Annotated in this window: 26 protein-coding genes; 10 read left to right on the forward strand and 16 right to left on the reverse strand. The window is 38.9% G+C overall.

The window, feature by feature from the left end; genetic code table 11:
* Positions 1–11: 11 nt before the first annotated feature.
* Complete coding sequence (locus AABB81_RS09870) at positions 12–1,838, forward strand: methylmalonyl-CoA mutase family protein (RefSeq protein ID WP_342160270.1); 1,827 nt, start codon at positions 12–14, stop codon at positions 1,836–1,838.
* Positions 1,835–3,967, forward strand: coding sequence for a methylmalonyl-CoA mutase (scpA, locus tag AABB81_RS09875; RefSeq protein WP_342160271.1), 2,133 nt, complete (start codon positions 1,835–1,837; stop codon positions 3,965–3,967). Before AABB81_RS09870 ends, scpA begins: the two co-directional genes overlap by 4 nt.
* 56 nt (positions 3,968–4,023) lie before the next feature.
* On the opposite strand, the gene meaB is transcribed toward scpA, so the two are convergent.
* Entirely contained in the window at positions 4,024–5,028 is a 1,005-nt protein-coding gene (meaB, locus tag AABB81_RS09880; RefSeq protein WP_342160272.1) for a methylmalonyl Co-A mutase-associated GTPase MeaB, read from the reverse strand.
* Between the two features lie 22 nt (positions 5,029–5,050).
* Entirely contained in the window at positions 5,051–5,761 is a 711-nt protein-coding gene (locus AABB81_RS09885; protein ID WP_342160273.1) for a Bax inhibitor-1/YccA family protein, read from the reverse strand.
* Between the two features lie 95 nt (positions 5,762–5,856).
* On the opposite strand from AABB81_RS09885, the gene AABB81_RS09890 reads away from it, so the two are divergent.
* Positions 5,857–6,942, forward strand: a complete 1,086-nt coding sequence (locus AABB81_RS09890) for a c-type cytochrome (protein ID WP_342160274.1) — start codon at positions 5,857–5,859, stop codon at positions 6,940–6,942.
* A gap of 5 nt (positions 6,943–6,947) precedes the next feature.
* On the opposite strand, the gene AABB81_RS09895 is transcribed toward AABB81_RS09890, so the two are convergent.
* From AABB81_RS09895 to AABB81_RS09930, 8 genes are all read right to left on the reverse strand, one after another.
* Positions 6,948–7,730 (reverse strand): ABC transporter permease, encoded by a 783-nt coding sequence (locus tag AABB81_RS09895; RefSeq protein ID WP_342160275.1) that lies wholly within the window; start codon positions 7,728–7,730, stop codon positions 6,948–6,950.
* Positions 7,727–8,431, reverse strand: coding sequence for an ABC transporter ATP-binding protein (locus AABB81_RS09900; RefSeq protein WP_342160276.1), 705 nt, complete (start codon positions 8,429–8,431; stop codon positions 7,727–7,729). Before AABB81_RS09900 ends, AABB81_RS09895 begins: the two co-directional genes overlap by 4 nt.
* Complete coding sequence (locus AABB81_RS09905) at positions 8,424–9,659, reverse strand: nitrous oxide reductase family maturation protein NosD (protein WP_342160277.1); 1,236 nt, start codon at positions 9,657–9,659, stop codon at positions 8,424–8,426. The genes AABB81_RS09900 and AABB81_RS09905 overlap by 8 nt, the downstream gene beginning before the upstream one ends.
* Positions 9,660–10,100 (reverse strand): nitrous oxide reductase accessory protein NosL, encoded by a 441-nt coding sequence (locus AABB81_RS09910; protein ID WP_342160278.1) that lies wholly within the window; start codon positions 10,098–10,100, stop codon positions 9,660–9,662.
* Positions 10,101–10,176: 76 nt separating this feature from the next.
* Complete coding sequence (locus tag AABB81_RS09915) at positions 10,177–10,770, reverse strand: hypothetical protein (RefSeq protein ID WP_342160279.1); 594 nt, start codon at positions 10,768–10,770, stop codon at positions 10,177–10,179.
* 160 nt (positions 10,771–10,930) lie between these two features.
* Positions 10,931–12,913 carry a Sec-dependent nitrous-oxide reductase gene (gene nosZ / locus AABB81_RS09920; RefSeq protein WP_342160280.1) on the reverse strand — a complete coding sequence of 661 codons (1,983 nt, stop codon included), beginning with the start codon at positions 12,911–12,913 and terminating at the stop codon, positions 10,931–10,933.
* 22 nt (positions 12,914–12,935) lie between these two features.
* Positions 12,936–13,403 (reverse strand): c-type cytochrome, encoded by a 468-nt coding sequence (locus AABB81_RS09925; RefSeq protein WP_342160281.1) that lies wholly within the window; start codon positions 13,401–13,403, stop codon positions 12,936–12,938.
* A gap of 18 nt (positions 13,404–13,421) precedes the next feature.
* Positions 13,422–13,994 (reverse strand): fasciclin domain-containing protein, encoded by a 573-nt coding sequence (locus tag AABB81_RS09930; RefSeq protein WP_342160282.1) that lies wholly within the window; start codon positions 13,992–13,994, stop codon positions 13,422–13,424.
* Between the two features lie 122 nt (positions 13,995–14,116).
* Between AABB81_RS09930 and AABB81_RS09935 the strand changes: the two genes are divergently transcribed.
* From AABB81_RS09935 to AABB81_RS09945, 3 genes are read left to right on the forward strand one after another with little or no spacing between them, the layout of a single operon-like run.
* Entirely contained in the window at positions 14,117–14,545 is a 429-nt protein-coding gene (locus AABB81_RS09935; protein ID WP_342160283.1) for an RrF2 family transcriptional regulator, read from the forward strand.
* 45 nt (positions 14,546–14,590) lie between these two features.
* Positions 14,591–14,977, forward strand: coding sequence for a Co2+/Mg2+ efflux protein ApaG (gene apaG / locus AABB81_RS09940; protein WP_342160284.1), 387 nt, complete (start codon positions 14,591–14,593; stop codon positions 14,975–14,977).
* Between the two features lie 38 nt (positions 14,978–15,015).
* Positions 15,016–16,467 carry a DUF3667 domain-containing protein gene (locus tag AABB81_RS09945; protein ID WP_342160286.1) on the forward strand — a complete coding sequence of 484 codons (1,452 nt, stop codon included), beginning with the start codon at positions 15,016–15,018 and terminating at the stop codon, positions 16,465–16,467.
* On the opposite strand, the gene AABB81_RS09950 is transcribed toward AABB81_RS09945, so the two are convergent.
* Positions 16,464–17,141 (reverse strand): NRDE family protein, encoded by a 678-nt coding sequence (locus AABB81_RS09950; RefSeq protein WP_342160287.1) that lies wholly within the window; start codon positions 17,139–17,141, stop codon positions 16,464–16,466. The two genes, AABB81_RS09945 and AABB81_RS09950, sit on opposite strands and share 4 nt — an antisense overlap.
* Before the next feature lie 139 nt (positions 17,142–17,280).
* Here AABB81_RS09950 and pruA point away from each other — a divergent pair, with 139 nt between their 5' ends.
* Positions 17,281–18,909, forward strand: a complete 1,629-nt coding sequence (pruA, locus tag AABB81_RS09955) for an L-glutamate gamma-semialdehyde dehydrogenase (protein WP_342160289.1) — start codon at positions 17,281–17,283, stop codon at positions 18,907–18,909.
* A 51-nt stretch (positions 18,910–18,960) separates the two neighbouring features.
* On the opposite strand, the gene AABB81_RS09960 is transcribed toward pruA, so the two are convergent.
* The 4 genes from AABB81_RS09960 to AABB81_RS09975 all read right to left on the reverse strand — a co-directional run bounded on the left by AABB81_RS09960 (position 18,961) and on the right by AABB81_RS09975 (position 22,457).
* Positions 18,961–19,140: a hypothetical protein gene (locus AABB81_RS09960; protein WP_342160291.1), complete on the reverse strand. Its 180-nt coding sequence runs from the start codon at positions 19,138–19,140 to the stop codon at positions 18,961–18,963.
* Between the two features lie 98 nt (positions 19,141–19,238).
* Positions 19,239–20,507, reverse strand: a complete 1,269-nt coding sequence (gene kynU / locus AABB81_RS09965; protein WP_342160293.1) for a kynureninase — start codon at positions 20,505–20,507, stop codon at positions 19,239–19,241.
* 21 nt (positions 20,508–20,528) lie between these two features.
* Positions 20,529–21,347 (reverse strand): cyclase family protein, encoded by an 819-nt coding sequence (locus AABB81_RS09970; protein WP_342160295.1) that lies wholly within the window; start codon positions 21,345–21,347, stop codon positions 20,529–20,531.
* Positions 21,348–21,356: 9 nt separating this feature from the next.
* Positions 21,357–22,457, reverse strand: a complete 1,101-nt coding sequence (locus AABB81_RS09975; protein WP_342160296.1) for a tryptophan 2,3-dioxygenase family protein — start codon at positions 22,455–22,457, stop codon at positions 21,357–21,359.
* Between the two features lie 225 nt (positions 22,458–22,682).
* Between AABB81_RS09975 and AABB81_RS09980 the strand changes: the two genes are divergently transcribed.
* A complete protein-coding gene (locus AABB81_RS09980; protein WP_342160298.1) occupies positions 22,683–23,261 on the forward strand; it encodes a DUF502 domain-containing protein in 579 nt (192 codons plus the stop codon).
* Here AABB81_RS09980 and rsmG read toward each other — a convergent pair.
* Positions 23,258–23,887 carry a 16S rRNA (guanine(527)-N(7))-methyltransferase RsmG gene (gene rsmG / locus AABB81_RS09985; RefSeq protein WP_342160300.1) on the reverse strand — a complete coding sequence of 210 codons (630 nt, stop codon included), beginning with the start codon at positions 23,885–23,887 and terminating at the stop codon, positions 23,258–23,260. The genes AABB81_RS09980 and rsmG overlap by 4 nt on opposite strands.
* A 201-nt stretch (positions 23,888–24,088) precedes the next feature.
* Between rsmG and AABB81_RS09990 the strand changes: the two genes are divergently transcribed.
* Together AABB81_RS09990 and AABB81_RS09995 are read left to right on the forward strand one after the other, a co-directional pair.
* Positions 24,089–25,180, forward strand: coding sequence for a fatty acid desaturase family protein (locus tag AABB81_RS09990; RefSeq protein WP_342160302.1), 1,092 nt, complete (start codon positions 24,089–24,091; stop codon positions 25,178–25,180).
* A 21-nt stretch (positions 25,181–25,201) separates the two neighbouring features.
* Positions 25,202–26,389: a pyridoxal phosphate-dependent aminotransferase gene (locus AABB81_RS09995; protein ID WP_342160303.1), complete on the forward strand. Its 1,188-nt coding sequence runs from the start codon at positions 25,202–25,204 to the stop codon at positions 26,387–26,389.
* Positions 26,390–26,392 lie beyond the last annotated feature (3 nt).

Raw genomic sequence — 26,392 nt, forward strand, 5'->3', positions numbered from 1 at the left:
AAACACAGGTTATGCATAACGATAGCAAAGATAAAATGCTGTTTCAGGATTTCGCTCCTCAGACAAAAAAGGACTGGATTAAAAAAGTCACCTCAGATCTGAAAGGAGCTGACTTTGATAAAAAATTGGTTTGGAAAAATCTCAATGGCATTGACCTTGAACCTTTTTATACAAGAGACAAAAAGAAAGCATTTCTGAAAAATACAGGAGAGAACAGCTCCGAAACAGCCAATTACAGGAGAATTGCCGTCAAAGGAGCTAAGGAAGGAAACCACCTTGCACTAAAGGCACTGGAAGAAGGTATGACAGGGCTTCTATTCGAAATAAAATCCGAGGTAAAACCTGATGAATTACTTGAAAATATTGATTTCAATAATATTTGGGTGTCCTTTGTTTTGAATGAGGAATTCTTTTCATTTACCTCGGCGTTGAAATCTTTTCTGGAAGAACACTCTATAGATCCGAAAACAGTAAGGGGTTATATTGATTTTAACTTTTTCAACCAATATCTCAGTACGGGAAAGCTGGCAGCAAACAGCATTGAGCAATTAGGTGTGCTAACGACACTTTTCTCTGACTACCCCAATCTAAAAACCCTGGTAATCTCAGGAACCATTTATCAGGACGCCGGATCAAATCAGGTTCAGGAAATTGCCTATACCCTGAATTCTTTGGTATTTTTAATTGAGCAAATGACTCAAAAAAATTGTTCTGTTCAACAGATTTTTGAAAACCTGCATTTTATTTTGGGAATAAGCTCTGAATATTTTGTGGAAATAGCAAAATTGAGGGTATTTAATAGCCTGCTTTATGAAATTGCTGCAAAATACGGAGTGCATAATGCCAAGGTTGGCTTGTCGGCTAAAACATCGGTTTGGTCAAAGTCAGTTACTGATGCCAATACCAATATGCTGAGAACCACAACAGAGGCCATGTCAGCATTATTGGGTAATGCTGATGGAATTGAATTGGACCCCTATGATAATCCGTTTAAAAAATCAAATGACTTTTCAAGTAGAATCGCAGGAAACATTACCACCATTTTAAAAGAGGAATCCTATTTTGGAAAAGTTGCCAATCCGGTGGACGGATCCTACTATATTGAAGAATTGAGCTTACAAATGGCGCAACATGCCTTGAACATTTTTAAATCCATTGAAGCTGAAGGAGGGTTTATTTCACAAGTAGAAAATGAGAATATCCAGTCTCAGATCGCAGAGATCAGAATGAAAAAGGTCAAGTTGCTCTCTCAAAGGCGACTTGCCATGGTTGGCGTAAACAAATATCCCAATCTAATGGAAACAATTTCTGAAGATATTCTTGATCATCAAAAAAGAAATGACGACCCAAAATTGTTAGTTGCTCAAAGAGCCGGTCTTGAAATGGAAAAGGTCAGGTATAATACCGAACATTTTGTAAGCGAAAAAGGCTTTAGGCCCAGCGTTGAGATTGTAAGTTTTGGACAATTGACCATGAGAAAGGCAAGAGCTGCTTTTGCCTATGATTTCATGGGTGTAAGCGGTTTTGAGATCGGGAGTGAACAGAGCTTCGATTCATTTAAGTCAGCTGTTGAAAAATCAGCTTCATCAGATTCCAATGTGGTTGTTATGTGCAGTTCAGATCCTGATTACAGTGAATCAGCATTGGATTTTGTAAAGGATTTCAGGTCTAAAAATACTTCCAAGGTGTTGATCCTGGCAGGTTATCCTGAAGAGATACAGGAATCACTTCTCGAAGCAGGGCTTGACGGATTTATTCATATGCGTTCAGATATTTTTAAAACGCTTACAGAGATTCAAGATAAAATTTCAAAAACAACTAAACCTTTGGAGATATGAGACCTGATTTTTCAGATGTAACCATCAGCACGAGTGTTGAAGAAAAACCAAGACCTTTGGAAAACCAGGATCCCTGGATCACTCCTGAAGGCATCCCGGTAAAAAAAGAATTTACAAAAGACGATATAAAAGAGGCGGAACACCTTGATTTTGTTGCCGGATTGCCTCCTTTTACAAGAGGCCCTTACAGTACCATGTACGTAACACGTCCGTGGACCGTAAGACAATACGCCGGTTTTTCTACTGCGGAAGAATCGAATGCCTTTTACCGAAGAAACCTTGCTGCCGGACAAAAAGGCTTATCGGTAGCTTTTGACCTCGCCACGCACCGGGGCTATGATTCCGATCACCCAAGGGTAACAGGTGATGTTGGAAAAGCAGGAGTGGCCATTGATTCTTTATTGGATATGGAGATTCTTTTTGACCAGATCCCTTTGGATAAAATGTCTGTTTCGATGACAATGAACGGCGCTGTACTGCCAATTATGGCTTTTTATATTGCTGCTGCCAAAAAACAAGGGGTAAGTCTTGACAAACTCAGCGGAACAATACAAAATGATATTCTTAAAGAGTTCATGGTGCGTAATACCTATATTTACCCCCCACTTCCGTCAATGAAAATTATCGGGGATATTTTTGAGTATACCACCCAGTACATGCCAAAATTCAATTCTATTTCCATTAGTGGATATCACATGCAGGAAGCAGGTGCTACAGCCGATATTGAGCTGGCCTATACCCTGGCAGATGGATTGGAATATGTAAGAACCGGATTGAAATCAGGATTGAAGATTGATGAATTTGCACCTAGATTGTCATTCTTCTGGGCAGTCGGCATGAATCACTTTATGGAGATTGCCAAGATGCGGGCGGCAAGAATGCTTTGGGCCAAAATCATCAAACAATTCGACCCAAAGAATCCAAAATCAATGGCACTGAGAACTCACAGCCAGACTTCCGGCTGGAGTTTGAGCGAACAGGATCCGTTTAACAATGTAGCAAGAACATGTGTTGAGGCTATGGCTGCCGGTTTGGGAGGAACACAATCCCTGCACACCAATGCCCTTGATGAGGCAATTGCATTACCTACAGATTTCTCAGCGAGGATTGCCAGGAATACCCAGATTTTTATTCAGGAAGAAACTCAGATCACTAAATCAGTCGATCCTTGGGCCGGTTCGTTTTATGTGGAATATCTAACACAGGAAATTGCGAAAAAAGCATGGAAACTCATCGAGGAAGTTGAGGAATTGGGCGGAATGGCCAAGGCAATTGAAACGGGAGTTCCTAAAATGAGGATCGAGGAGGCCTCTGCAAGGAAACAGGCCAGGCTTGACTCAGGGCAGGACATCCTGGTAGGAGTCAACAAATTTCAAACAAAAGAAGCTTCTGATATTGAAATCCTCGAAGTAGACAATACCGCTGTTAGGATTTCCCAGATCGAAAGACTGAAGCACCTTAAAGCCCAGAGAGACCAGGCTATTGTGGATACCAAGCTAAAGGCAATAGAAGATTGTGCGGGAGGAGGTAAAGGTAATCTCCTGGAGCTGGCAGTTGATGCCGCTGAAAATTTTGCCACCTTAGGTGAAATTTCAGATGCGATGGAAAAGCATTTTGGGAGACATAAAGCAGATACCAAATTGATCAGTGGGGTATATAGAAAAGAAGTAAGCAATGACAGTACTTTTGCCGAAGCTCAAAAACTTGCCGATCACTTTGCTGAACTGGAAGGTAGAAGGCCAAGAGTGATGATCGCTAAAATGGGACAGGACGGCCATGACAGGGGAGCCAAAGTTGTTGCTTCGAGTTTTGCCGATCTTGGCTTTGACGTTGATATGGGGCCCTTGTTCCAAACCCCTGAAGAAGTTGCCAAGCAAGCCATAGAGAATGATGTGCATTTTGTAGGTGCCTCAAGTTTGGCAGCAGGTCATAAAACTTTAATTCCGCAGCTGATCGATGAGTTGGCCAAACTCGGAAGACCAGACATCATGGTATTCGCCGGAGGTGTTATTCCTGCTCAGGATTACAACTATTTATTCGAAAGAAAAGTGGCTGCCGTATTTGGGCCTGGGACCGTGATTGCAGCATCAGCGATAAAAATTATGAAAATGTACCTGGCTCAGGAGTAAACCTATGCAAACAAAAGATCCTTATTCTTATAAGGGTCTTTTGTATAAAAAACATTTTATATGGTTGATTTAAATTCCTGAATGATTTTTTCTGCCGCCTTGACCGGTGAAATCCTGGCTTCGATCACCTCTTTCTCAAGGGTCTTCAGATGTTCTTTAATATGCGCTGAACCATAAAACAGCTGTTTTAATTCTTCATGTATATTGTTATACATCCATTGTATTTGCTGTTCTTTCCTGTTAGTTTTAAAGTATCCGTTGGCATCAACTAATTTTTTATATTCCATGACTTGTTCCCAAACCTCTGCAATGCCAATATTCTTGAGTGCAGAGGCTGTGCTCACCACAGGGGTCCAGCCAGATTCAGATTGTGGGAAGATATGCAATGCGTTTTCGTACTGCCTTTTGGCTATCTGACTTTTTCTGATATTATCTCCATCAGCCTTGTTGATCACCAACATGTCTGCCATTTCCATAATACCTTTTTTTATACCTTGCAATTCATCCCCTGCCCCTGACAACATCAAAAGCAAAAAGAAATCCGTCATTCCGTGTACCGCTGTTTCAGACTGACCGACACCTACGGTTTCAATTAGTATCACATCATAACCGGCTGCCTCACAAAGCAGCATGCTCTCACCGGTTTTATTTGCAACACCCCCTAAAGTATCTCCCGAAGCTGAAGGCCTGATGTAGGCCTCCTGTCTTGTGGTCAGCTCCTCCATTCGGGTTTTATCCCCTAGAATACTTCCCTTTGATCGCTGACTGCTGGGATCGATAGAGAGAATAGCCACCTTATGGCCTAATCCAATCAAATGCTTTCCAAAAGCTTCGATAAAAGTGCTTTTTCCCACTCCCGGAACACCTGTAATCCCAATCCTTATTGAATTTCCCGAACTTGGAAGAATAGCCTGAATGATATCTTTTGCCAAAATTTTATCAGTGGCAAGATTACTCTCAACGATAGTTATTGCTCTTGACAACAACACCCTGTCTCCTTTCAGAATTCCCGCTATATATTCACTGGCCTCCAGTCGTTTTTTCGGCTTGTAATTTCCCATAAAACCATTTAAGCAAAAGCTATTAGTTTTTTCTGTCACCAAAGACCCTTAGTAAAAAAAGAAAAAGATTCACAAAATCCAAGTATAACATTAATGCGCCAATGATCGACATTTTTTCCATTCCATCTTGACTGGTAAAACCCCTGCTTCCAATTTCCTTGAGCTTTTGGGTATCATAGGCTGTCAGGCCCACAAAAATAGCCACACCCAGATAACTAATGATCCAGTACATCATTTCATTCTGTAAGAACATATTCACTATCGAGGCTATAATGATACCGATCAATGCCATAAAAGCCATATTCCCTATACTTGTCAGATCTTTTTTGGTTGTATACCCGTAAAAACTGATGGCAGCAAAGGTACCTGCAGTGATATAAAAAGTCGTTGCAATTGAACTGGAAGTATAGGCCATAAAAATAACCGATATGGTCAGGCCGTTTAGCACTGAATACAGTAAAAATGCCCCAATAGCCGTATTTCGACTCATACTGTTTATGGCCCGGCTCAGATACACCACTAAGGCCAATTCGCCAATTATTAATCCGAAAAATAGCCATCGGGATTCTATAATCACATTGAATATTTGAGGTGAAGTAGCCGTATAATACGAAACGATTCCAGTAATGAACAAGGCAAGCGCCATCCAGTTGTATACCTTGGTGATAAAAACTGCCTGATAACTTTTGATCCCGAGCTGTTCTCCGGTTTTAGTTGAAACTTGATTTTCCATGATTACATTTAAAACATGATTACATTTAAAATTTAAAAATATCAAAGATATTAAAACTATTAGTAAAATTGCACAGTTTTTTATAATTTGCTCTGATGACCAGATCGACCAAAAGTGCCCGTTTTGCAGGACAATTTTACATTCTTCTTTTATTTTTTTTAGCCAATGTTGCACAGGCACAAACCCGAAATGCACCACTAACAAAAATTGATGCACAAAGAGCCGAACAAAATTATCAGAAATACTGCGCGCTTTGCCATGGAGCAGACAGAGAAGGAAATGCAGCAGATTATGCCCCTTCCTTAAAATCCAGGTCGCTGATGTCAACTATGCCTCTTAATTTTTTAGCAAGCTCTATTGGGTTTGGTAGACCGAACACCGCAATGGCTCCTTATTTAGCTGATACTGGTGGGCCGATGTCTATGAAAGATATTTTTACTTTGGCCATATGGCTGAAATATAAAGCTGGCCATGAAACCATTGAATTATCGATGGAACCCATTGAAGGAGACCTTAACACCGGCGCTACATTATTCGTTCAAAAATGCTCAGAATGTCATGGTTCTAAAGCAGAAGGTGTTACGGCTCCTGCTTTGGCAAATCCTGCGTTTTTAGCCTTTGCCACTGATGCCTATATCAAATATGCCATAGAAAACGGAAGGGAGGAAACTGAAATGAAAGCCTTCAAAACTCAATTATCGCAGCAACAAATCAACGATCTTACCGCTTATATAAGGAGCCTGACATCTGGTTGGAGCCCTGAACCCAAAGAATTATCGCCTTATCCTGAACCTAAGGATTATGTGACGAACCCAACAGGAAAAAACCCTACTTTTACCTTAAAACAGGAGAGGTACGTACCCATGGAGCAGGTAGCTAAAGCCATACAGGAGAATAATAAATTGGTCCTTTTGGATACCAGAACCTCTTCTGAATGGCACAATGCCCACATACCCGGGGCAATTCCTATACCATATTATATATCAGAAGATAAGGTTGCTGCTGGATTGCCTAAGGATGATACATGGATCATCGCTTACTGCTCTTGCCCTCATGCGGCATCCGACAAGGTGATCAACATGCTGAGAAAAAAAGGTTTTAAAAATACAGCGGTTATTGATGAAGGGTTTTTCAACTGGATCAATGCCGGTTATCCCATCATAGGTGGCCAACCTGAGTGAGCCGATTAAAAATCCTTCTTTTTTAATTTGGTCCTGATTCTCCACACAGGGAAAACCACCCATAACGACATCACAGCGAGTGACAGAAAAAACCCAAGGTCAGTGCCAAAAAACTTTTTAAATACTGCCCCGGTATACCCAAGTAAAGCTGAAATATCAAGTTTTAACAAGATCAATATTCTGGACAGATCAATAGGGTTGAACATGGTTGCAAAAAGAGCGAATTTATCTAACGGATACTCATTGAACACTACCAGAGAGATCAGAAAAATACCGTCATAGATTACTGCTAAAAACAACCACATCAGGATCGCATAACCAAAACCTTTGATCCTGTTTTCGTTGGATAGAGCAATATTAAAAGCTAAGGCAACAAAAATAAAATTGAGAAGCGTACCCACCACCAATAAAAGAGTAAATTCAAAAATGGCAGATGACATAAAAAGCCCGTAGAGTAAAAAAGGAATGCCTAGACCCAATATTAAACTGAGTGTGAGTGAAATGGATATCCCCAGATATTGCCCGGTAAAAATCGTGCTTCGCCTTATTGGCTGCGCCAGCAATAATTCTGTGAATTCCTTGGAATTGTAATAATACATCACGCCGAAAATAGTACCTATCAAAGGCGTAAGCACAATGATGATATTCATAAGCGTGATCACTGCCTTGTTCATATCATTATTTAGAAATAACAAGACAAAACCAAGGGCCATATAAAATGCAAAATACACATAGCTCCAGCGGCTGCGCATTAAATCGTAAAAACTGTATTTTAATATTTTGATCATAGGTCTTTTGAAATCAGGTGTGCGATGGCGTGTTCCAGATCTCTTTGCCCGGTACGCTCCTTTAATTCATGTGAACTTCCTTTAAAATAGATTTCTCCATCGAGCAGAAAGACGATTTCGTCGGCAATTTCTTCAACAAAACTCATGATGTGGGTGGTGATCAGTATCGTCTTTCCCTTATCTTTTTCTTCATGTATAATTTCCTTTAACCTGATCAGCGATATTGGGTCCAAACCGGTAGTAGGTTCGTCAAGAATGATCAACTCACTCTCAAACATAAAAGTGAGGACTATATTTACTTTTTGTTTTGTCCCGCCCGAAAGATTACCCAGTTTCTTATCGAGAAATGGTTCCAGGCCAAACCGTTCGATCAGTGCCTTGTCATTGGCCTCCTTTGGTCTTAAATTTTTTACCATACTAATCAATTCTTTAACACTGAGATTAGCAGGAAAATTAGCAATCTGAGGAAGGTAATTGATCTCATTTCGATACTTCCACTTTTTTAAAACTGATTCACCCGAAATTTTGATCTCCCCCTTATCGGGAATTACCATACCCAGAATACTTTTGATCAGGGTTGTTTTGCCAGAGCCGTTAGGCCCCAGAACAGCAAATATCCCTCCACTATCAATGACCAGGTCCAGGCCTTCAAGTACAGTCAGTTTTCCGAACTTCTTGTTTAAACTACTAATTTCAATCATAAATTACTTGCATTAAAGGACTGGCGTCTATCAGGTTGTCGGGTGTAAAAACCGGTGATACCTTTTCAGAAAAGTTAATAATATCCACAAACATACTTCTCAATAAAATGATGGTTTCCGGGGTATTATGAACAATATAGGAAAACAATTTCACAGGCCTGTAGGGTATATCGCCTATACCATTACGGTCGAGATCGTAACCAGCATATTCGCTCCAATAATTATTGTCGAATTTGTTGGTATTGATCTTACTGTTATAGCTGAGGTCAAGTGCGTTGTTTAAAAAATTGTTTTTCGAAAATACGTTCTCATAACAAGCCCCAATAATCGTTACCGCCCAACCATTTCGCGAAAAAGTATTATTGGTATAATTAATTCGTGTTGATCCATCAACACTTATCCCTATGGTGTTTTGTTCAAACACGTTCCTTTCGATATCTGCATCATAAATTTCCTTTAGCAACAACCCATAAGAAGCTGTACCCCAGTTGTGTTCAAAGCGATTATTATACATTTTTATAAATTTCGAAAACATGATCGCCACACCTGCTCCATTGTTTTTAAATATATTATTGAAATACGAATTCTCGTTCGAAAACATGAAATGCAGTCCATAGCGCAAATTTCCAAAACTTTGATTATCATTTACGGTACTTTTTTTGACAAATTCAAAATAAATACCATCTCTTAGGCGAGTTAGCACGTTTTTTGATACTTTCATTTTTGAACAATGCCATAGGTGTATTCCGTTACCTGAATTGGCCTGAGAAATAGCCTCCGAACTCACTTGATTGTCTTGAATGACTCCATTCTTTGACTTCTCTATAAGGAGTCCAAAATACACCTTTTTCAAATGATTGTTCTCTATGACAAAATCATCTGATTCCGACACAAGAATAGCGGCATAATCTTTGGTATAACTTTGCCCGACATTGATAATTTCCAGACCTCTAATAGAAAAATGATCGGCTGTCACCTTAAAAATGGTCTCTTTAAATTCCCCGTCAATTACCGGAAAATCAACTCCTTTGATATGAATGGATTTATTCACTACGATACCGTGTTCCTTATAAATTCCGGGCATGATGACAATCTCATCTCCATCTTTAGACAAGTCAATGGCTTGTTGAATCGACCTTATATCACAAGAGTCACAAACCTTTATCTGATGTGCTTGCATCAGATAAAAACAAAAGAAAACGAATAAGAACAACGTCTCTTTTTTCATTTATTCTGCATCAAATTTAATGAGTAGTTCCTTCCAGGTGTATAGATCACCACCACTGTCCTTTTGGATTATCAATGCTTTTTCTTTGGACGCAAAGCCCGAAAGATTGGCACCCATAGGGCTTTTAATCTCTTTGCAAATCAAATAAGTAGCTTCTTTAGCCAGGGTCATCGAACCAGGAACCTGATAATCGGCGACTAGAAATATTTCAATCTCCTCAATTCCTTTTTCAGCAAGGTCATTGACCATGCATTCAATGGCATCGAACTTAAACTGTTTGCCCTTTTTGGTTACATATTGAGAGGCATGTTGCTGATCAACGATAGTCATTTTACAAAATGCACAAGCATCGCTTCCATAATTAATCTGTTCTGGTTCAACCTTACATGAAACCAATACACAAAGTAATATCGTAAAAGCAGTATAAAGTACTTTTTTCATGAATATTTTAGTTAGATATAACAAATATAGTCCTTTTACAAATTACTGATTTTTAGTACAGTAAATTTCAAGGGATCTAATTTCCCGCTTTTGCTTCTTTCTTCCCTATAAAAAATGCTACTACGGTGAGCACCATACCTGAAAACATTAAATACGCCCCAGTTCGTGGATAGGAATGTGCAATAAAGTTTAGTATGTGCTTGGTTCCCAAAAGAGGAGGTTGGAATCCCATTGGGCTACCATCGGGATTTTTGAAACTCATAATAGCTTTAGGGTCAAGATTATGCCCATAGTCATATTCCCACAAATAGAAATCATATATTCCTGCAATCCCAAGAACAGACATGACTATAAACCACACAATAAACCATTTGTAATTTGCAAAAATTCCGATCAATACACCTAAAATAACCATTACGCCAATAACAATGGGGAATAGTTTAAATTCGGGAATAGATTCAGGTATATATTTCATACCTACATAGTGATTCATTAAATTTATGTTCTTGATATCGAAATCATGCACATCACTAAATTTATTGATGTGGATATTCATGCCTAATGGGGTTGGATACTGAGGTGCTTCCAAAGTAATATTCCATAATGGAAAAAAGAATAGGCCCATCATTAATAAGGGGCCGATGATCATTAACAATTTGGATTTTTTCATGGCATAATAATTAACTTATTCCTGTTAATCCAGTGGATTAAAATTTGTTACAATTTGATTCTTTGTTTAAAAGAAGTTCTTCAAATTAAAAATGAAAACGGACAGTATAAAAATCCCCTGCCCGTTTTCTACAATAATTAACTTAACCTCAATTTTAATATTATTCCATGTCTACGGGGTCACCATCTAAAGTGAACGAGATAGGCACATTTGATCCTTTAGGAGAAACCCTTACATAACCTTGCATTTCCTGATGCAGTGCCGAACAGAAATCTGTACAGTAAAATGGCCATACCCCTTCTTGCTTAGGCTCCCAAGTAAACGTTTCTGTTTGACCTGGCATGATGAGTAGTTCCGAAGTATTGGCTCCAATCATAGCAACACCATGGGGTACATCGTAATCTTGTTCGAGATTGGTTACGTGGAAATAAACCTTATCTCCTACCTGAACACCTTCAATATTATCAGGTGCAAAATGTGAACGTATCATCGTTAAATAAATATGTACTTCATTGCCCTCTCTAACCACTTTTGATTCAGCCTCACTTTTAACGGCATATGGATGCTCGTTATCTTCAAGTTTAAAGAATTTTTTGGAATTTTCCGTAATGATATCCGCACGAATACCAGCAGCATAATGAGGCTCTCCAACGGTTGGAAAATCGAGCAGTAATTCCATTTTTTCTCCAGAAATGTCGTACAATTGAGCTGACTGTGTTACCTCCGGACCTGTAGGAAGATACCTGTCTTTAGTTATTTTATTCATAGCAAGTACATACTTACCGAATGGCTTTCTTGAATTACCCCCTGGGATCATCAAGTGACCAACTGAGTAATAAGTAGGTTTTCTATCAATTACTTCCCAGGTACCTAATTTCCATTTTACTACTTCAGATGAAATAAAGAAAGTTGTATAAGCATTTCCTTTACCGTCAAACTCGGTATGCAGTGGTCCAAGGCCAGGTTGTTTGACAGCACCCGCCAAGGTTGCTTCATATGACAATATTGGGATTCCATAAGCATCACCATCAAAATCTTTATTCTCTATAGCTTTTAACATTTTGCTAAAAGAATGAACCGTCAATTCAGCAGCAAGTTTACCACTACCAACAATATACTCGCCACTTGGATCCACATCACAACCGTGAGGAGATTTTGGCGTTGGCATAAAATAAATGGCACCGGGCACTTCGGTAGGATCAACAACAAGAACCTCTTTTTTCATGGTAGAAGTTGCTGTATGTGTATTATCATCATAAACATTATGCGCATAGTTAGCCGGAACTTTTTTTCCGCCACCTTCATTTACATAAGCTTCAATTTTTTTCCAGTTGATTGCAGCAATAAAATCCTTATCGTTTTGAGAAGCATTAACCTCCAGTAATGAATTTGCCTCTTCTGTATTATAAGTAGAGAAAAAGAACCATCCATGAGAATCACCTCTTCCAGGATGAGAAAGGTCATAATCAAATCCAGGCATCATGATCTGAAATTTTATATCCATACGGCCATCTTCAGGATCAACTGAAATGAACGAAAGCGCTCCTTTAAAATTACCCTTGTATTCAGAAATTGGCATGTCTCTTTGAGGATATGGAACAGAAAATCTTGTACCTGCCACAACATATTCCGTATTTTCAGTAACAAAAGAAGAACTGTGATTACCCGCTGAATTAGGTACTTCGATAATTTCAGTGGTTTCAAAAGTGGTCAAATCAATCTTTGCAATCCTCGGTGTATTATTACCATTAATAAATACCCATCTACCGTCAAGTTCTCCTGCTGTTTGTGAAATATCAGGGTGATGTGAATCATCCCAAGGAATAAAACCGTGAGAAGTATTTAACATAGGTTTTGTTTCTTCATTAAAACCCCAGGCTTTTTCTGCATCAACAGAAAAAACAGGAATTACTTTGAATAATCTGCCTGAGGGCAAACCATAAACGGCCAACTGACCGCTAAACCCACCTGAGACAAAGGCATAGAACTCATCGTGTTCACCTGGAGCTACATAAACTTTTTCAGCAGCATTTCCAGAGAGCGCCCCTTGTTTAGACGATTTTCCTGAGTTCATATCACCACATGACACCAACCAAGATGAAAGCACCATAAGCGTGATAAAATATTTAAACATTGTTTTCATAATTATTAAGATTTAAGTCGATTTAATTTTTTGTTCTTAAGTATTCCAGTATTGCACGTGCCTCATCTTTAGTTATATTCTGATTTGCCATTGGAGCACCGTTTGCTTCGGCTAACAACCTGATCGCTATTGGGTCTTTCTGTATCATTTCCTCCGGATTCATAATCATATTCATGATCCACTCCGGGCTTCTTCTTCCTGTGACGCCTTTTAAGGCAGGTCCAACAAATTTTTTACTGATTTTGTGACAAGCAGAACACTTGGCTTTAAATACAGTTTCTCCTTCAGTTACCATGGCCTGATCGATGTCTCCCAGGCTCACAGTGCTAATGGGCCCAATTCCCTTATTTGCCATTGGGTCGGCACTTGAAGTTTCGGCTTCCACCTCTTTTAGAGGTTCAGACACTGGAGCTTCGCTTTTTGGTTTATCTCCCCCGCATGAGGCCATAAAAAAAGCAATAGCCATTACAATTATAAAATTCAATTTCATGATTTTGATTTAAAAGTATTATTCTGCAGGTACCAATACATCATCGATGACATGAATCCAACCATTACTCACTTGTACTGTTTTTAAGACTTCTGTTCCTCCTACAAAGATTTTTCCATCCTTGTTTTCTACCATAAGGTATTTGCCAGAAGCCATATAAAGGTCTCTGCCTTTTTTAGCTTCCTTCTTTAGTTGCTTGATCGGATAGTTGGCCGGAGCCACATGATTGGTCAGAATAAACGCTAAGGTCGCTTTATTCTCAGGTAGTACCAAATTCTCCACGGTCCCCTCAGGCAATTTTGCAAAAGCCGAATTCAAGGGAGCAAAAATTGTTAAAGGCCCTGCATTTACAACGGCATCTTCTACCCCTGCTGCTTCAATAGCAGCCACAAGGGTGCTAAAATCATCTATAGATTTTGCCACTTGTAATGCATTCGCATCCGATTCGGTATCCGTAACAGAAGCCTGTCCTTTGTGCTCTGTGGATTCTGTCACTTTTTCAGAACCCGTATCTGTTGCGGGCTTATCGTTTTTGCAGGAAACAAAAGAAAAAATGAATAATGCTGTAATTAGTAATATACGAGTGTTCATTATCAAAAAAATTAAGTTAGTTTTTCAATTATTGTATTTAGGTTTCAAAATTATGTAACATAAGTAACTAAAAGCATGACTTAAATCATATAAAGGACATATTTATCTTTTATCTTTGCACTATGTTAAGCCAACAAAGTAAATATGCGGTCCGTGGAGTCATTTACCTGGCTGTTCACGCTTCTGTCAATCGAAAATTAGGGTCAAAAGAAGTGGGAGAAAACATCAATGCCCCTGTACCGTTTCTAGCTAAAATATTTCAAAATTTAAATAAGGAAAAACTCATTACTTCGGCCAAAGGGCCCAAAGGTGGATTTTTCCTCAACGAAGATCAGTTATCGGGCAGCCTTTTATCGGTCATTAAGTGTATTGACGGAAATGGCAATTTTAATTCTTGTTTTATAGGCCTTCCTCAATGCAGTGATGATAATCCATGTTCTATTCATCACCTTGCCCCTCCGCTTCGCAATACATTAATCAATGAATTAAAAAGAAGGAGCATCCGGGAATTTGCAAAAGACACCAAAAAAGGAAAGTCTCATATTTTTTAAAATAATTCATATCTTTGTAGCGTCTATTGACGACATTGAAAAGCTATGGTTCAACAAGTTACAAAGGGTATAAAAATATCAATCACATCAAATTTTGAAGGTAATCGCTTTCAGAATTCCAAAGTGTATTATGCTTTTAGCTATAGCATAACCATTGAAAATCAAAGTAGTGACACCGTACAATTACTAAGTAGACGCTGGAATATTTTCGACTCCTTAAATAATCTTGAAGTTGTTGAAGGAGAGGGAGTTGTTGGGAAAAAACCCATTCTTAAACCCAAACAATCTTATACCTACTCCTCACATTGCTTTTTATTATCACCCATAGGGTCGATGAACGGGCATTATACCATGATCAATTTTTCAACCTCAGAAAAATTCAGAGTTTACATCCCTACATTCCAATTAATGATTCCTGCTACTTTTAATTAATTTGCTTACTTTTAAATCTTTGGAAGTTAAATTCATTTATGAAATCTATAACTAGATTTACGAGGAATATTCGCGGGAACAGGTGCTTGAATTGCGAAAATGATATTTCGGAAGAAGATAATTTTTGCTCTCGATGCGGTCAGGTGAATGATCTGAAAAAGGTCAGTCTGAAGCAATATCTTTCTGCCTATTTTGATGATTTCCTCTCTTTTGACGGTCGGCTTTTAAATACAATAGCCACCCTTATTTTTAAACCCGGATATGTAACCAAGAATTATGTCGAAGGAAAGAGAATGAGGTATATGAATCCATTTAAATTATACCTTCAAATTACCATATTATTTTTTCTTGTTGTGGGTTTATTTAAAACTATTGATCGATACAAACTTGAAAATGAATCTTCCGGCAATATTCTTTCAAAATTGAATTCAAAAGACGGAGTTGCAGTTCTTGACTCGATCACATCAGAAACTTTAAAAGATTTAGAGGAAAATGACATTAAAATTGATACGATTACATTATCGGCTATCAGTACAGGAATAGCAAAAGCATCCCAAAGGGTAGATTCCACAAAAAGTAAATCAAAAAAAAGAGATCAGGATAGCATGTTAATCTTGCCATTTGTTGATTCTATCATGTTGGCTCCGGGCTCTCTGGAAACTTTTAAACTTGATGATACTTATCAAAAATCCAAAGATTCAGTAATGACTGGTTTTCTAAAGGCAATTGATATCAAGATTGAAAGCTTGCTTGTTGAAAAGAAAGGTATTGCTGTCAATGATGCCGACCCCTTTAATGGTGGGTGGATTCAAATATCAAAAAAAGGGGCTTTAAAAAAAGAGGCTTTAAAACATATGGATAGCATTTTTAAATCAAATTCCATTGATTATAAAATATCTGAATCATTGATAAGAAGTACAGGTTCTGGTTGGTTTGAAAACACCTTTGATAAAGTCAAAGGCTTTATGGAATATCAAAAAGAACATCCTGATGTTAGCACATACATGGCTCTTGATGCATTAGATTATGAAAAAAACTATTGGAATGTATTTCTGTATTCCAAATCAGGTGACTGGAACGAAGCAGTTGAAGATCCTGAAAATTATGGGGCAGAATTTAAAGACAGGATACTTTCCAGGGTTTCTGTCGCTTTGTTTTTCCTGTTACCCTTATTTACTTTGGTTGTATCATTGCTCTATTTGAGAAGAAAATTCAACTATACTGAAAACCTGGTCTTTGTATTTCACGTTCAAACTGTATTTTTCCTGTTGCTGCTGCTCTTCATAATTATTGGAAGAATTGCCCATTCCAAGGCTATAATTTGGGTCTTTATTGTCATTTTTATGATCCATCTCTATATGGCAATGAGACAATTCTATCAGCAGGGAAGAATTAAGACCCTTGTCAAGTATATCATACTCAATTCCGCATTCATGGTTATGGCAGCCATTGGTGCCATTATTATTTCTTTTATTGCTTTTATGCTTTAGCTCCTTGGAAAATAGCTCATTTCAATCTGTTCATTGCTTTTAACAACCTGGGTAATGCTGACAGTACCTACTTTCTCTCGTTTCAAAACAACATCTGTTTCCGGATCTCCAATACCCGCTTCGCTGTGAAACTCTAATATTGACCTTGGACTTTTCTCATCTTGTTCCAGCCATTTCGCGAACCATTCTCTCCTCATATTTTTCATTTCACTTGTAAAAAGCGTTGATGAAGACCAGATATGGGGACTTTGATCAAGTTCTTTTAAAAACCTTTGTTCACCATCCCAAACAAATTCATAAAGCTTCCTTTTTTCTTTCCAGTCGACTACCACTAGTGTGAATGGTTCTATATTTTTCAGGTCAATCTGAAGGCAGTTGTCTTTAAAACTTTCGGCAATCAATAATTCTTTGACAATCAGTCCTCTGCTTTTCGGATAAGACGCCTTTCTTTTGTGATTTTCAAAACCTCCATTTAATAAACAGATCAATCGATTGTCCCGGCTGGTTCCAATCCAGGTACCTCCTGCTTTCCCGTCTTTGGGATACTGCAGTGACACGCCATCCTCAACAAAAGTTTTCGGATACAGTGCTTTTTCTCGTTGATAGCCTACATCTCTGTTTGAAGTTAATACAAACCCTTCATCGGCCAAGGGCAAAAAAGTTACCGTGCACATTAAAAAAGTAATTTAAAGGTTTTGACAATTACAACATACAAAGTTAATATTTAGGCTTCAGTTAAGACTTAAAATCTCACATAATTCGTACCTTTGCCATCACTAAAAATTGAATTGTTTCAATCTAAATTAAAAACATATGTCAAACGGATTTTTCAAGGTACCTAAAGCTGTGAATGAGCCGGTTAATTCCTACGCTCCCGGAACAGCCCAACACAAAGATTTAATTACCACTTACCATAAAATGTTCAACGAACAAGTCGATATCCCCTTTTACATAGGAGGTAAAGAGTACAGAACCGGCAAAACAGTCGATATTCATCCTCCACACGACCATCAGCACTGTGTGGGCCAATATCATACTGCAGATAAGGAACATATTGAATTGGCCGTTGAAAAGGCTGCTGAAGCAAGGGTAAAATGGGCCAAGACCAGTTGGGAACACCGAGCTGCCATCTTTTTAAAAGCTGCAGAACTTTTGGCCGGACCATACAGGTATAAAATGAATGCCGCCACGATGATCGCTCAGTCTAAAAACGTGATGCAGGCCGAGATTGATGCGGCTTGTGAACTGATAGATTTTTTGAGATTCAATGTTGAATTCATGACAGACATATACAGTAATCAACCTGAATCATCTCCGGGAATATGGAACAGAATGCAGTACAGACCGCTTGAAGGTTTTGTCTATGCCATTACTCCCTTCAATTTTACGGCAATTGCCGGGAATTTGCCAGCAGCTCCTGCCATGATGGGTAATGTTGTGATTTGGAAACCGGCAAGGTCTCAGGTCTATTCGGCTAATGTGATCATGGAATTATTCAAGGAAGCGGGCTTACCTGACGGAGTAATCAACATGGTTACCGGGAACTCCGGAACCATTACGGATGTGCTGTTAAACCACAAGGATTTTGCCGGAGTACACTTTACAGGATCCACGCCTGTATTTGATGATTTCTGGAAAACGATCGGTGCCAATGTAAAACACTATCGTTCTTACCCAAGAATCGTTGGAGAAACAGGAGGAAAAGATTTTATTTGGGCACATCCCTCTGCCAATGCTCAGGAAGTGGCAACCGCTATTTCAAGAGGGGCATTTGAATACCAGGGACAAAAGTGCTCTGCAGCTTCGAGGGCATATTTACCAAAAAGCTTGTGGGCAGACATCAAAAAATCAGTGATAGAAGATGTAAAATCGTTTAAAATGGGTTCCCCGGACGACAGTTCGAATTTTATCAATGCTGTAATTGATGATCGCGCCTTTAAAAAATTATCAGGTTATCTCGATCAGGCCAAAAAAGACAAGGATGCTGAAATTATTGTTGGGGGAGGTTATGATGATTCTGTTGGTTATTTTATTGAACCCACAGTGATCGTGACATCCAATCCTCAATACGAAACTATGTGTACTGAATTGTTCGGACCCATCATTACGATTTATATTTATGAAGATAAGGATTGGGAAGAAGTTCTTGACCTGGTGGATCAAACCGGTGAATATGCCTTGACCGGAGCTATTTTCAGTCAAGACAGATATGTCATCGAAACGGCTACAAGCAAGTTGGAAAACGCTGCCGGAAATTTTTATATCAATGATAAACCAACAGGTGCAGTTGTAGGTCAGCAACCCTTTGGCGGAGCCAGAGGCTCAGGAACAAATGACAAAGCCGGTTCAGTTTGGAACCTGTTGCGTTGGGTATCGAACAGAACATTAAAAGAAACCTTTGTTCCTCCAACAAATTACAGATACCCTTTTCTGGGTGAATAGTCCTTAAAAACTATATATAATGAAACCTGAAATCTCTGATTTCGGGTTTTTTTATACCCCTTGCATTTTATCAGCATCAGGTAATAATCCAACCAATTTTTGAGGATCGTGAATCAATACCGGGATATGCTGGGCACAGATAAAAAAACTCGAATCTTTGTATAGGAATTCTGTTATTGGAATTTCCTGTTGACCTCTTTTGCAAACCAGACACTCTTTTTGATCTTTCATAAGTTTATGTTATTTGTGTAAAATTAAGGTTACCCTGTTCCATAAACTATGATATTAATTAGGAATCAAAAAATAAGGAACAAATCTGTGGGGGTTCTTTAGAGCCCAAGCTCCTTTTTTAATATTTGAACAAAGTCGAACACATCTTTATAACTATTGTACAGCGGAGCGGGTGCTATTCTGATCACATCCGGTTCCCGCCAATCGGCAATAACTCCCCGGTCACTGATTGCCCTAAACAATGACCTGTCACTGTTCAATACCCGAATAGACAACTGGGCACCTCTTGCATCAGGCTGTTTGGGCGTAATTATCTGAATTCTTTCACTGCCTAAAGAATTGATCAGAAATTCAAGATATCCCGTCAGCAATCTTGACTTACCCACAAGTGCTTTCATGCCTACTTCCTCAAAAATTTCAAGAGATGCTTTTAAAGCGGCCATGGATAAAACCGTTTCATTACTCATCTGCCAGCCTTCGGCACCTTCGATCGGTACAAAGGTGTCATCCATCAAAAACCTTGTTGCTTTGTCATGTCCCCACCATCCGGCAAACCTCGGAAGGTCCTTGCGCTTAATATGTCGTTCATGTACGAAACATCCGGCTATGCCACCCGGACCTGAATTCATATATTTATATGTACACCACACGGCAAAGTCAACTCCCCAATCGTGTAACGACAAATTGAGGTTCCCTGCCCCATGCGCCAGATCAAAGCCAACGGTACAGCCCATGTGATGTCCGGCTTGTGTAATTTTTTCCATCTCAAAAGCCTGGCCCGTATAATAATTAAGTCCTCCGATCATGATCAGTGCGATTTCCTTGCCTTTGTTTTTGATCAGCTCCAGGATATCTTCTGTTCTCAAAATATCTTCACCTGCCCTGGGCTCCAATTCCAAAAGAGCTGTTTGTGGGTCATAACCGTGAAATTCAAGTTGCGACTTTACTGCATATTGATCGGAAGGAAATGCATTTTTTTCGATCAGTATTTTAAAGCGATCCTTCTCCGGCCGGTAAAAGGAAACCATCATCAAATGAAGGTTTACAGTCAGGCTGTTCATGGCCACTACTTCTTCCTTCTTAGCACCTACAATGCGCGCCATTTGTTCACCAAGGGATTCGTGATAGGTCGTAAACGGATGAGCTCCTTCAAAATGTCCCTTTACCCCGAGGTTGCGCCAATCATCTAGAACGGCTTCTATATAATCCCTGGCTGATTTAGGCTGAAGCCCCAGGGAATTCCCACAGAGATACAGAGCCTCTTCGCCATTGCTGTGTTTCGGAAAATAAAATTCATTTCTATACTTTTTCAAAGGATCGGAATTATCCATCATTAAGGCAAATTCCTCAGTATTCAAGTATTCCATAAGATTATAATTACAGGCATTTCAAGCCTTGATTAAGGGGTACAGTAAAGGGCGACTCGGCGCAGCATCAGATACGAAAGGCGCTATCTGCAAATTTAATAAATATGACCCATCAACGATCTCATCAGCAGCATAAATCATTTCGGTTATGGTTTTGTTCAATAAACTATGCGCAGTTGTCTCATGACTTCCTGGTTTGACGTTCCAAAAAAGACGGTGGGTATTCAGTTTTCCCTGATCATAGGCCCTGTCAATGGAAGGAAGATCAACAAGTATATGCTCAACACCGAGCTCTGTTATAAAATTCATGGCATCAAGAGAAAGGAAGGGAGGTTTCTGCTCCGAATAGTTTCTCGAAAGTTTTGTATGATCATTGGGAAGCGTTCTGATGATCAAGGCCTTTAAAAACAATTTCGAAACCGGCTTCAAGGCCTTTTCCAAAGCACTTCTGCTTACAAAAGCATCTCCCTTTTCTTTGGGTGGATCATAGTCCTCAGATGAATTCATGGCATTTTCGGGCAAAATACTAATCAGGGTACATGGAATCAAAGAATCTTTAAGTTGTTCCTGCACCGAAAATCGCTTATGGGTAATATGACCAATACATTCGGTATGAGTTCCATTGCAATGTGGCACCAAGGTCAGTTTCTCAAAATTACAAGCGCCTCCCTTTCGTGTGTCGCCAATGAATCCATCACCTTCATAGGTATGGGAACCGGCCCTATTGACACCGTAAACACGAGGTTGGCTGCCGTTAAATTCCAAGGGTATCGACAGGTCTTTAACAAGACTCGTGTCGAAATCAAAACGTTGCTTATCCAGGGTTATAGTTAATATCATATAAACGTCTTACGATTTGTCTTTCGAAAAGTTAAAATCCAGCTTCTCTTTTAATTCCTTTGGCAATTCAGGTAAAAATGACCTGGGAATAAGAAGTGTTGAAATGTTATGAAGGTCGTAAAAAACCCTGTGCTTATCGGCTGTGGTTTTTAAATAATCATAGCCTGAAGAGCCTCCGGTTCCTATTTTCTGTCCAAGCGTACGCAACACCATTTGGGCATGCCTGTTACGCCAGGTGGTTAGAAGTTCGTCCATATCAACAAGTTTCTGAAGAAACATAAACGGCTGTCTCAATAAGGGTTCATCCCTGTAAAGATTGATCAGCAAGGCACTAATGGTAGCCTTATAGGAAAGTTTTAATGTACCCTCCTTCATCTTTTGATCATGAATCGCTTCATCAAAAATGGAGTTGAAATACGTCTTTGTCTCTCCCATCATATTTATCCTGAGTTGCTTTTCCTGAGTTGAAATATAATCGGCGCTTTCAATAGCCTGTTCTTCCCTGTTCAACATTAAGCCCACAGATTTTTTATATTCTTCAACAAAATCAAATGCTTCAAATTGCAGGAAAGGAGTTCTCTCAAGCCATTTTTCAACCAGGTCAAACATAGAATCACCTTTTTCAAGCTCATCCAGTATCTTTTGCTCCTTATCAGAAAATACACCTGAATAAGAACACTGGGTATAAGAAATCCTTCGCTCTCTTTTTAAACCCAATGACACTTCCAGTTGTCTGAACTGAAAGCTTTGGAACCCCGAAGCAGGAAGCAGGTAATTTCTAAAATCCAGAAAATCGAGCGGGGTCATGGTTTCAATAATGTCAATCTGATCAACAAGTATTTTTTGGATTTTGGAGATCCTGTCAAGCCTGGAAATAGCGACGCCAATGTGAGACTCAATAACTGTTCCTTCACTAAAAAGTTCCATTACTGACCCTAAATCATGGAGTATCTCTTTAAACCAAAGCTCATAGACCTGGTGTACGATTATAAAAAGCATTTCATCATGTGCCGGTTTGTTGAACCCAACACTTCTCAAATGTTGTGCGTCAAGTATTTTTTTTAGTTGCAGGTATTCGTCGTAATGTATTGAAGAAAGTTCCTTGTCCATGAATCACCAGGTTATAAATTTTGAATAGTACAATAATCAAGCTAATTTAAGGAAGAAAATCAACTATATTAAAAAATCACCGGGTATAATTACCCTGTTGTAAAACAAACAGCCTCCACCAAAACGGAATAAAAAACCGAATAATTCTTTTTTTTCATTCAGTATCCCAACTAAAATCTTTGTAATTTGAAGATCTAAAAAACACCTTATTCAAATACGTGGTTTATGAAAAAATTAATTAACTATCTGCTTCAAGGGCTGCTTTATATCGCCCCACTAGGAATTACAGCCTATATCATTTATGGTGCGTTTACTTTGGTTGACGGACTGTCTCAGAAGTTACTGGCAAGGTTTTTTGACATACAGATACCTGGCCTTGGGTTACTGTCACTTTTGATTTTTTTGATCTTTGTGGGCTTTTTGGGACGAACCATCATTGCCCAACCACTTAAAAAAGTGTTTCAAAAAATAATTGACAAAGTGCCGCTGCTCAACTTTATTTACTCCGCCTTTAATGATCTTTTCACTGCTTTTGTAGGCAAGGAGAAAAAGTTTAATCAGCCGGTACTGGTTAAAGTAAATTTAAATTCAGACCTGGAAAAATTGGGATTTATCACTGAAGAAAACCTTGATATCATTAAAGCAGCGGGTAAGGTTGCCGTATATTTTCCCCATTCGTATAACTTTTCGGGAGAACTTTTTATCGTGCCCAGAACGCAGATCAGAAAACTCGATGTGAATTCCAGTGAACTCATGAAATTCATTGTTTCGGCAGGGCTCACAGGATGGACCAAAAACAACTAAAGCCTGTACTTAATCGGAAGGTGGACCACCTTTTTTGTTTCAAAGAATGTATCGTCAAAATAATCGGTCAAATCGAATAATTTGGCACTTGGGAAATGCTTCAGCTCTTCTTCGAGATCTCCTCCTTTTAAGTAGAGAATCCCATTCTTTAACTGGTGACGGCTTTTCCTTCTGACTTTTTTCCTTACCCACTTAACAAAATCATCCATGTGCGTTACTGCCCTGCTGACAATAAAGTCAAATTCACCCTTCACCTTTTCTGCTCTTCCGTGAATTGCTGTTACATTTTTTAAACCTAAAGCCAGCACAACTTCTTCAACAACCTTAATTTTTTTTCCGATGGAATCGACCAATACAAATTCAGTTTCAGGAAACATTATCGCTAAGGGAATTCCTGGAAAACCCCCACCGGTGCCAACATCCAAAACCCTGGCCGAAGGTAAAAAAGGCTGAACTTTAGCTATCCCCAAGGAGTGCAAAACATGCTTAACATATAAGGAATCGATATCCTTTCTCGAAATAACATTAATCCTGGAGTTCCAGTCTTTATACAAACCTTCCAGTTTTGCATATTGCGCCAGTTGTTCCGTGGTAAGATCAGGAAAATTTTGAGAGATCAGGTCCATTATCAAATTTTATTAAAAATACAAATTATCTTTTAGGCTAAAGAAAGACTAAAACAAAGCTGTTGAATCATTATCAATAATGACAAACATATGTTAATTTTTTGATAATAATATGGCTTTATTTTAACAAAACTCTGCCAAAAATCATTTAACTTTGCCAATTGAATTTTGTTGCTAAAACAAAAATATAAAAGAACATATATGCAAGGGGTAAAATTTGTTACAAGAGATAAGACTAACTTTATCAAAACGCTCAACAAGAGGGTAAATAACTACTTCAAAGAGAACAATCTAGAAAAAACGGGAAATTGGAAACTATATACCAAAGCGCTAATCATGTTTGCTATTTTTATAGCTCCATTGGTGATCTTGCTAACGGTTGAATTGCCTGTTTGGGCAATGGTTTTGATGACCATCACAATCGGTATCGGGATGGCCGGAGTTGGAATGAATGTAATGCACGATGCCAACCATGAGTCTTTTTCAAGTAAAAAATGGGTCAATAGCCTTATGGGCAGCAGTATTTATATCCTGGCTGGCAACGTTTACAATTGGAAAGTGCAACACAATGTGCTTCACCATACGTATACGAATATTCAGGGCTTGGATGAGGATATAGACGCCGGAAGAATCATCCGTTTTTCAAAGCATGCCAAGTGGTTGCAAATTCACAAATTTCAAAAATATTATTCGATATTTCTTTATGGCTTATTAACCATTAACTGGGCAATAACCACTGATGTCAAACAAATGCACAACTATTTAAAGCGAAAACTTTCTTATGGTAAATTTCCAAATCCTGTAAAAGAATGGTCGGTTTTGGTAGTGACAAAAATTCTGTATTATACAATCTGGCTGGCTTTACCCATGATGGTATTGGAAATTCCCTGGTGGCAGGTGTTGATTGGTTTTTTTATTATGCATTACACGGCCGGAATGATCTTAAGTGTCGTATTTCAACTGGCACATGTTATGCCAAATACTGACATGCCCCAGCCCAACGAGGAGGGAGTAATGGAGCATACCTGGGCGATTCATCAATTATATACTACGTCAAATTTTGCCATTAACAACAAGCTTGTGAATTTTTTCACCGGAGGGCTGAATCATCAGGTAGAACACCATATTTTTCCACATATCTCTCATATCCATTATAAAAAGATCTCTGAGATTGTCAAAAACACAACCAAGGAATTCAATTTGCCTTATAATGAATACCGAACGATGATCGGCGCATTTATCGACCATTTCAAACAGCTTGATACATTGGGAAAACACCCTGAATTTGCATAAATATTAAATAATAGCCTTACAATGTCACAACCATTATCCGACAGAATTAAAAGTTTACCCGTTTCACAAACTTTGGCGATGGCAGCCAAAGCAAGGGAATTAAAAGAACAGGGAAAAGATATTATCAGTTTAAGCCTGGGAGAGCCAGATTTTAATACTCCCGAATTTATTAAAGATGCTGCAATTCAGGCCATCAAAGACAATTACAATTCATACAGTCCTGTCAACGGATATGCTGATCTGAGACAATCGATCTGCAGAAAGTTTAAAAGGGATAACAATCTTGATTATAATATCAATCAAGTTGTCGTTTCGACAGGAGCAAAACAGTCCATAGCCAATGTGGCCATGGTACTGTTAAATCCGGGTGATGAAGTAATTCTGCCCGCTCCTTATTGGGTAAGTTATTCGGCCATTAGTATTTTGGCGGAGGCCACTTATGTTGAAATTCCTTCAACTATTGAGACCGACTTTAAAATAACTCCCGAACAACTTGAAGCAGCCATCACGCCGAAAACAAAAATGATCTTCTTTAACTCACCGAATAACCCCAGCGGAACGGTTTATACTGAAGAAGAATACAGAGCGCTTGCCAAAGTATTGGAAAAGCACCCTCAGATTTTCATTCTGTCTGACGAGATCTATGAACATATCAACTATGGTGTGCCTAATTTTAGTTTTGCTGCCATAGAAAGCATGTACGACAGAACCATTACCGTAAATGGAGTTGCCAAGGCATTTGCCATGACAGGATGGAGAATCGGATATATCGGAGCACCTGAATGGATTGCGAAGGCATGTAACAAGATGCAAGGGCAAATTACATCAGGAGCAAATTGCATCGCCCAAAGGGCAACCATTACTGCCCTGGATGAGCCTGTTTCAAGAATCCAGTATATGGTAGATGAATTCAAGATCAGAAGAGATCTGATTATCGGGTTATTGAGCAACATAGAAGGAATAAAAACCAATGTCGCGCAGGGAGCATTTTATGTGTTTCCTGATGTTTCTCATTATTTTGGAAAGACTATTCAAGGAACCAAAGTAGAAAATGCTTCAGATTTCGCAATGCTTTTGCTTGAAAAAGCTAATGTGGCGACAGTGACCGGGGAGGCATTTGGAGCTCCCGACTGTATCAGGATCAGTTATGCGGCTTCCCAGGATGAGTTAAAAGAGGCTGTTAAAAGAATTGCCGCTCTCTTATCTTAATGA

It is taken from the genome of Lutimonas vermicola (assembly GCF_038433205.1).
GTDB lineage: Bacteria > Bacteroidota > Bacteroidia > Flavobacteriales > Flavobacteriaceae > Lutimonas > Lutimonas vermicola.

Excerpts from the sequence above, each read along its gene's own strand:
- AABB81_RS09870 (WP_342160270.1), top strand. The coding sequence starts at position 12 with ATGCATAACGATAGCAAAGATAAAATGCTGTTTCAGGATTTCGCTCCT.
- scpA (WP_342160271.1), top strand. The coding sequence starts at position 1,835 with ATGAGACCTGATTTTTCAGATGTAACCATCAGCACGAGTGTTGAAGAA.
- meaB (WP_342160272.1), bottom strand. The coding sequence starts at position 5,028 with ATGGGAAATTACAAGCCGAAAAAACGACTGGAGGCCAGTGAATATATA.
- AABB81_RS09885 (WP_342160273.1), bottom strand. The coding sequence starts at position 5,761 with ATGGAAAATCAAGTTTCAACTAAAACCGGAGAACAGCTCGGGATCAAA.
- AABB81_RS09890 (WP_342160274.1), top strand. The coding sequence starts at position 5,857 with ATGACCAGATCGACCAAAAGTGCCCGTTTTGCAGGACAATTTTACATT.
- AABB81_RS09895 (WP_342160275.1), bottom strand. The coding sequence starts at position 7,730 with ATGATCAAAATATTAAAATACAGTTTTTACGATTTAATGCGCAGCCGC.
- AABB81_RS09900 (WP_342160276.1), bottom strand. The coding sequence starts at position 8,431 with ATGATTGAAATTAGTAGTTTAAACAAGAAGTTCGGAAAACTGACTGTA.
- AABB81_RS09905 (WP_342160277.1), bottom strand. The coding sequence starts at position 9,659 with ATGAAAAAAGAGACGTTGTTCTTATTCGTTTTCTTTTGTTTTTATCTG.
- AABB81_RS09910 (WP_342160278.1), bottom strand. The coding sequence starts at position 10,100 with ATGAAAAAAGTACTTTATACTGCTTTTACGATATTACTTTGTGTATTG.
- AABB81_RS09915 (WP_342160279.1), bottom strand. The coding sequence starts at position 10,770 with ATGAAAAAATCCAAATTGTTAATGATCATCGGCCCCTTATTAATGATG.
- nosZ (WP_342160280.1), bottom strand. The coding sequence starts at position 12,913 with ATGAAAACAATGTTTAAATATTTTATCACGCTTATGGTGCTTTCATCT.
- AABB81_RS09925 (WP_342160281.1), bottom strand. The coding sequence starts at position 13,403 with ATGAAATTGAATTTTATAATTGTAATGGCTATTGCTTTTTTTATGGCC.
- AABB81_RS09930 (WP_342160282.1), bottom strand. The coding sequence starts at position 13,994 with ATGAACACTCGTATATTACTAATTACAGCATTATTCATTTTTTCTTTT.
- AABB81_RS09935 (WP_342160283.1), top strand. The coding sequence starts at position 14,117 with ATGTTAAGCCAACAAAGTAAATATGCGGTCCGTGGAGTCATTTACCTG.
- apaG (WP_342160284.1), top strand. The coding sequence starts at position 14,591 with ATGGTTCAACAAGTTACAAAGGGTATAAAAATATCAATCACATCAAAT.
- AABB81_RS09945 (WP_342160286.1), top strand. The coding sequence starts at position 15,016 with ATGAAATCTATAACTAGATTTACGAGGAATATTCGCGGGAACAGGTGC.
- AABB81_RS09950 (WP_342160287.1), bottom strand. The coding sequence starts at position 17,141 with ATGTGCACGGTAACTTTTTTGCCCTTGGCCGATGAAGGGTTTGTATTA.
- pruA (WP_342160289.1), top strand. The coding sequence starts at position 17,281 with ATGTCAAACGGATTTTTCAAGGTACCTAAAGCTGTGAATGAGCCGGTT.
- AABB81_RS09960 (WP_342160291.1), bottom strand. The coding sequence starts at position 19,140 with ATGAAAGATCAAAAAGAGTGTCTGGTTTGCAAAAGAGGTCAACAGGAA.
- kynU (WP_342160293.1), bottom strand. The coding sequence starts at position 20,507 with ATGGAATACTTGAATACTGAGGAATTTGCCTTAATGATGGATAATTCC.
- AABB81_RS09970 (WP_342160295.1), bottom strand. The coding sequence starts at position 21,347 with ATGATATTAACTATAACCCTGGATAAGCAACGTTTTGATTTCGACACG.
- AABB81_RS09975 (WP_342160296.1), bottom strand. The coding sequence starts at position 22,457 with ATGGACAAGGAACTTTCTTCAATACATTACGACGAATACCTGCAACTA.
- AABB81_RS09980 (WP_342160298.1), top strand. The coding sequence starts at position 22,683 with ATGAAAAAATTAATTAACTATCTGCTTCAAGGGCTGCTTTATATCGCC.
- rsmG (WP_342160300.1), bottom strand. The coding sequence starts at position 23,887 with ATGGACCTGATCTCTCAAAATTTTCCTGATCTTACCACGGAACAACTG.
- AABB81_RS09990 (WP_342160302.1), top strand. The coding sequence starts at position 24,089 with ATGCAAGGGGTAAAATTTGTTACAAGAGATAAGACTAACTTTATCAAA.
- AABB81_RS09995 (WP_342160303.1), top strand. The coding sequence starts at position 25,202 with ATGTCACAACCATTATCCGACAGAATTAAAAGTTTACCCGTTTCACAA.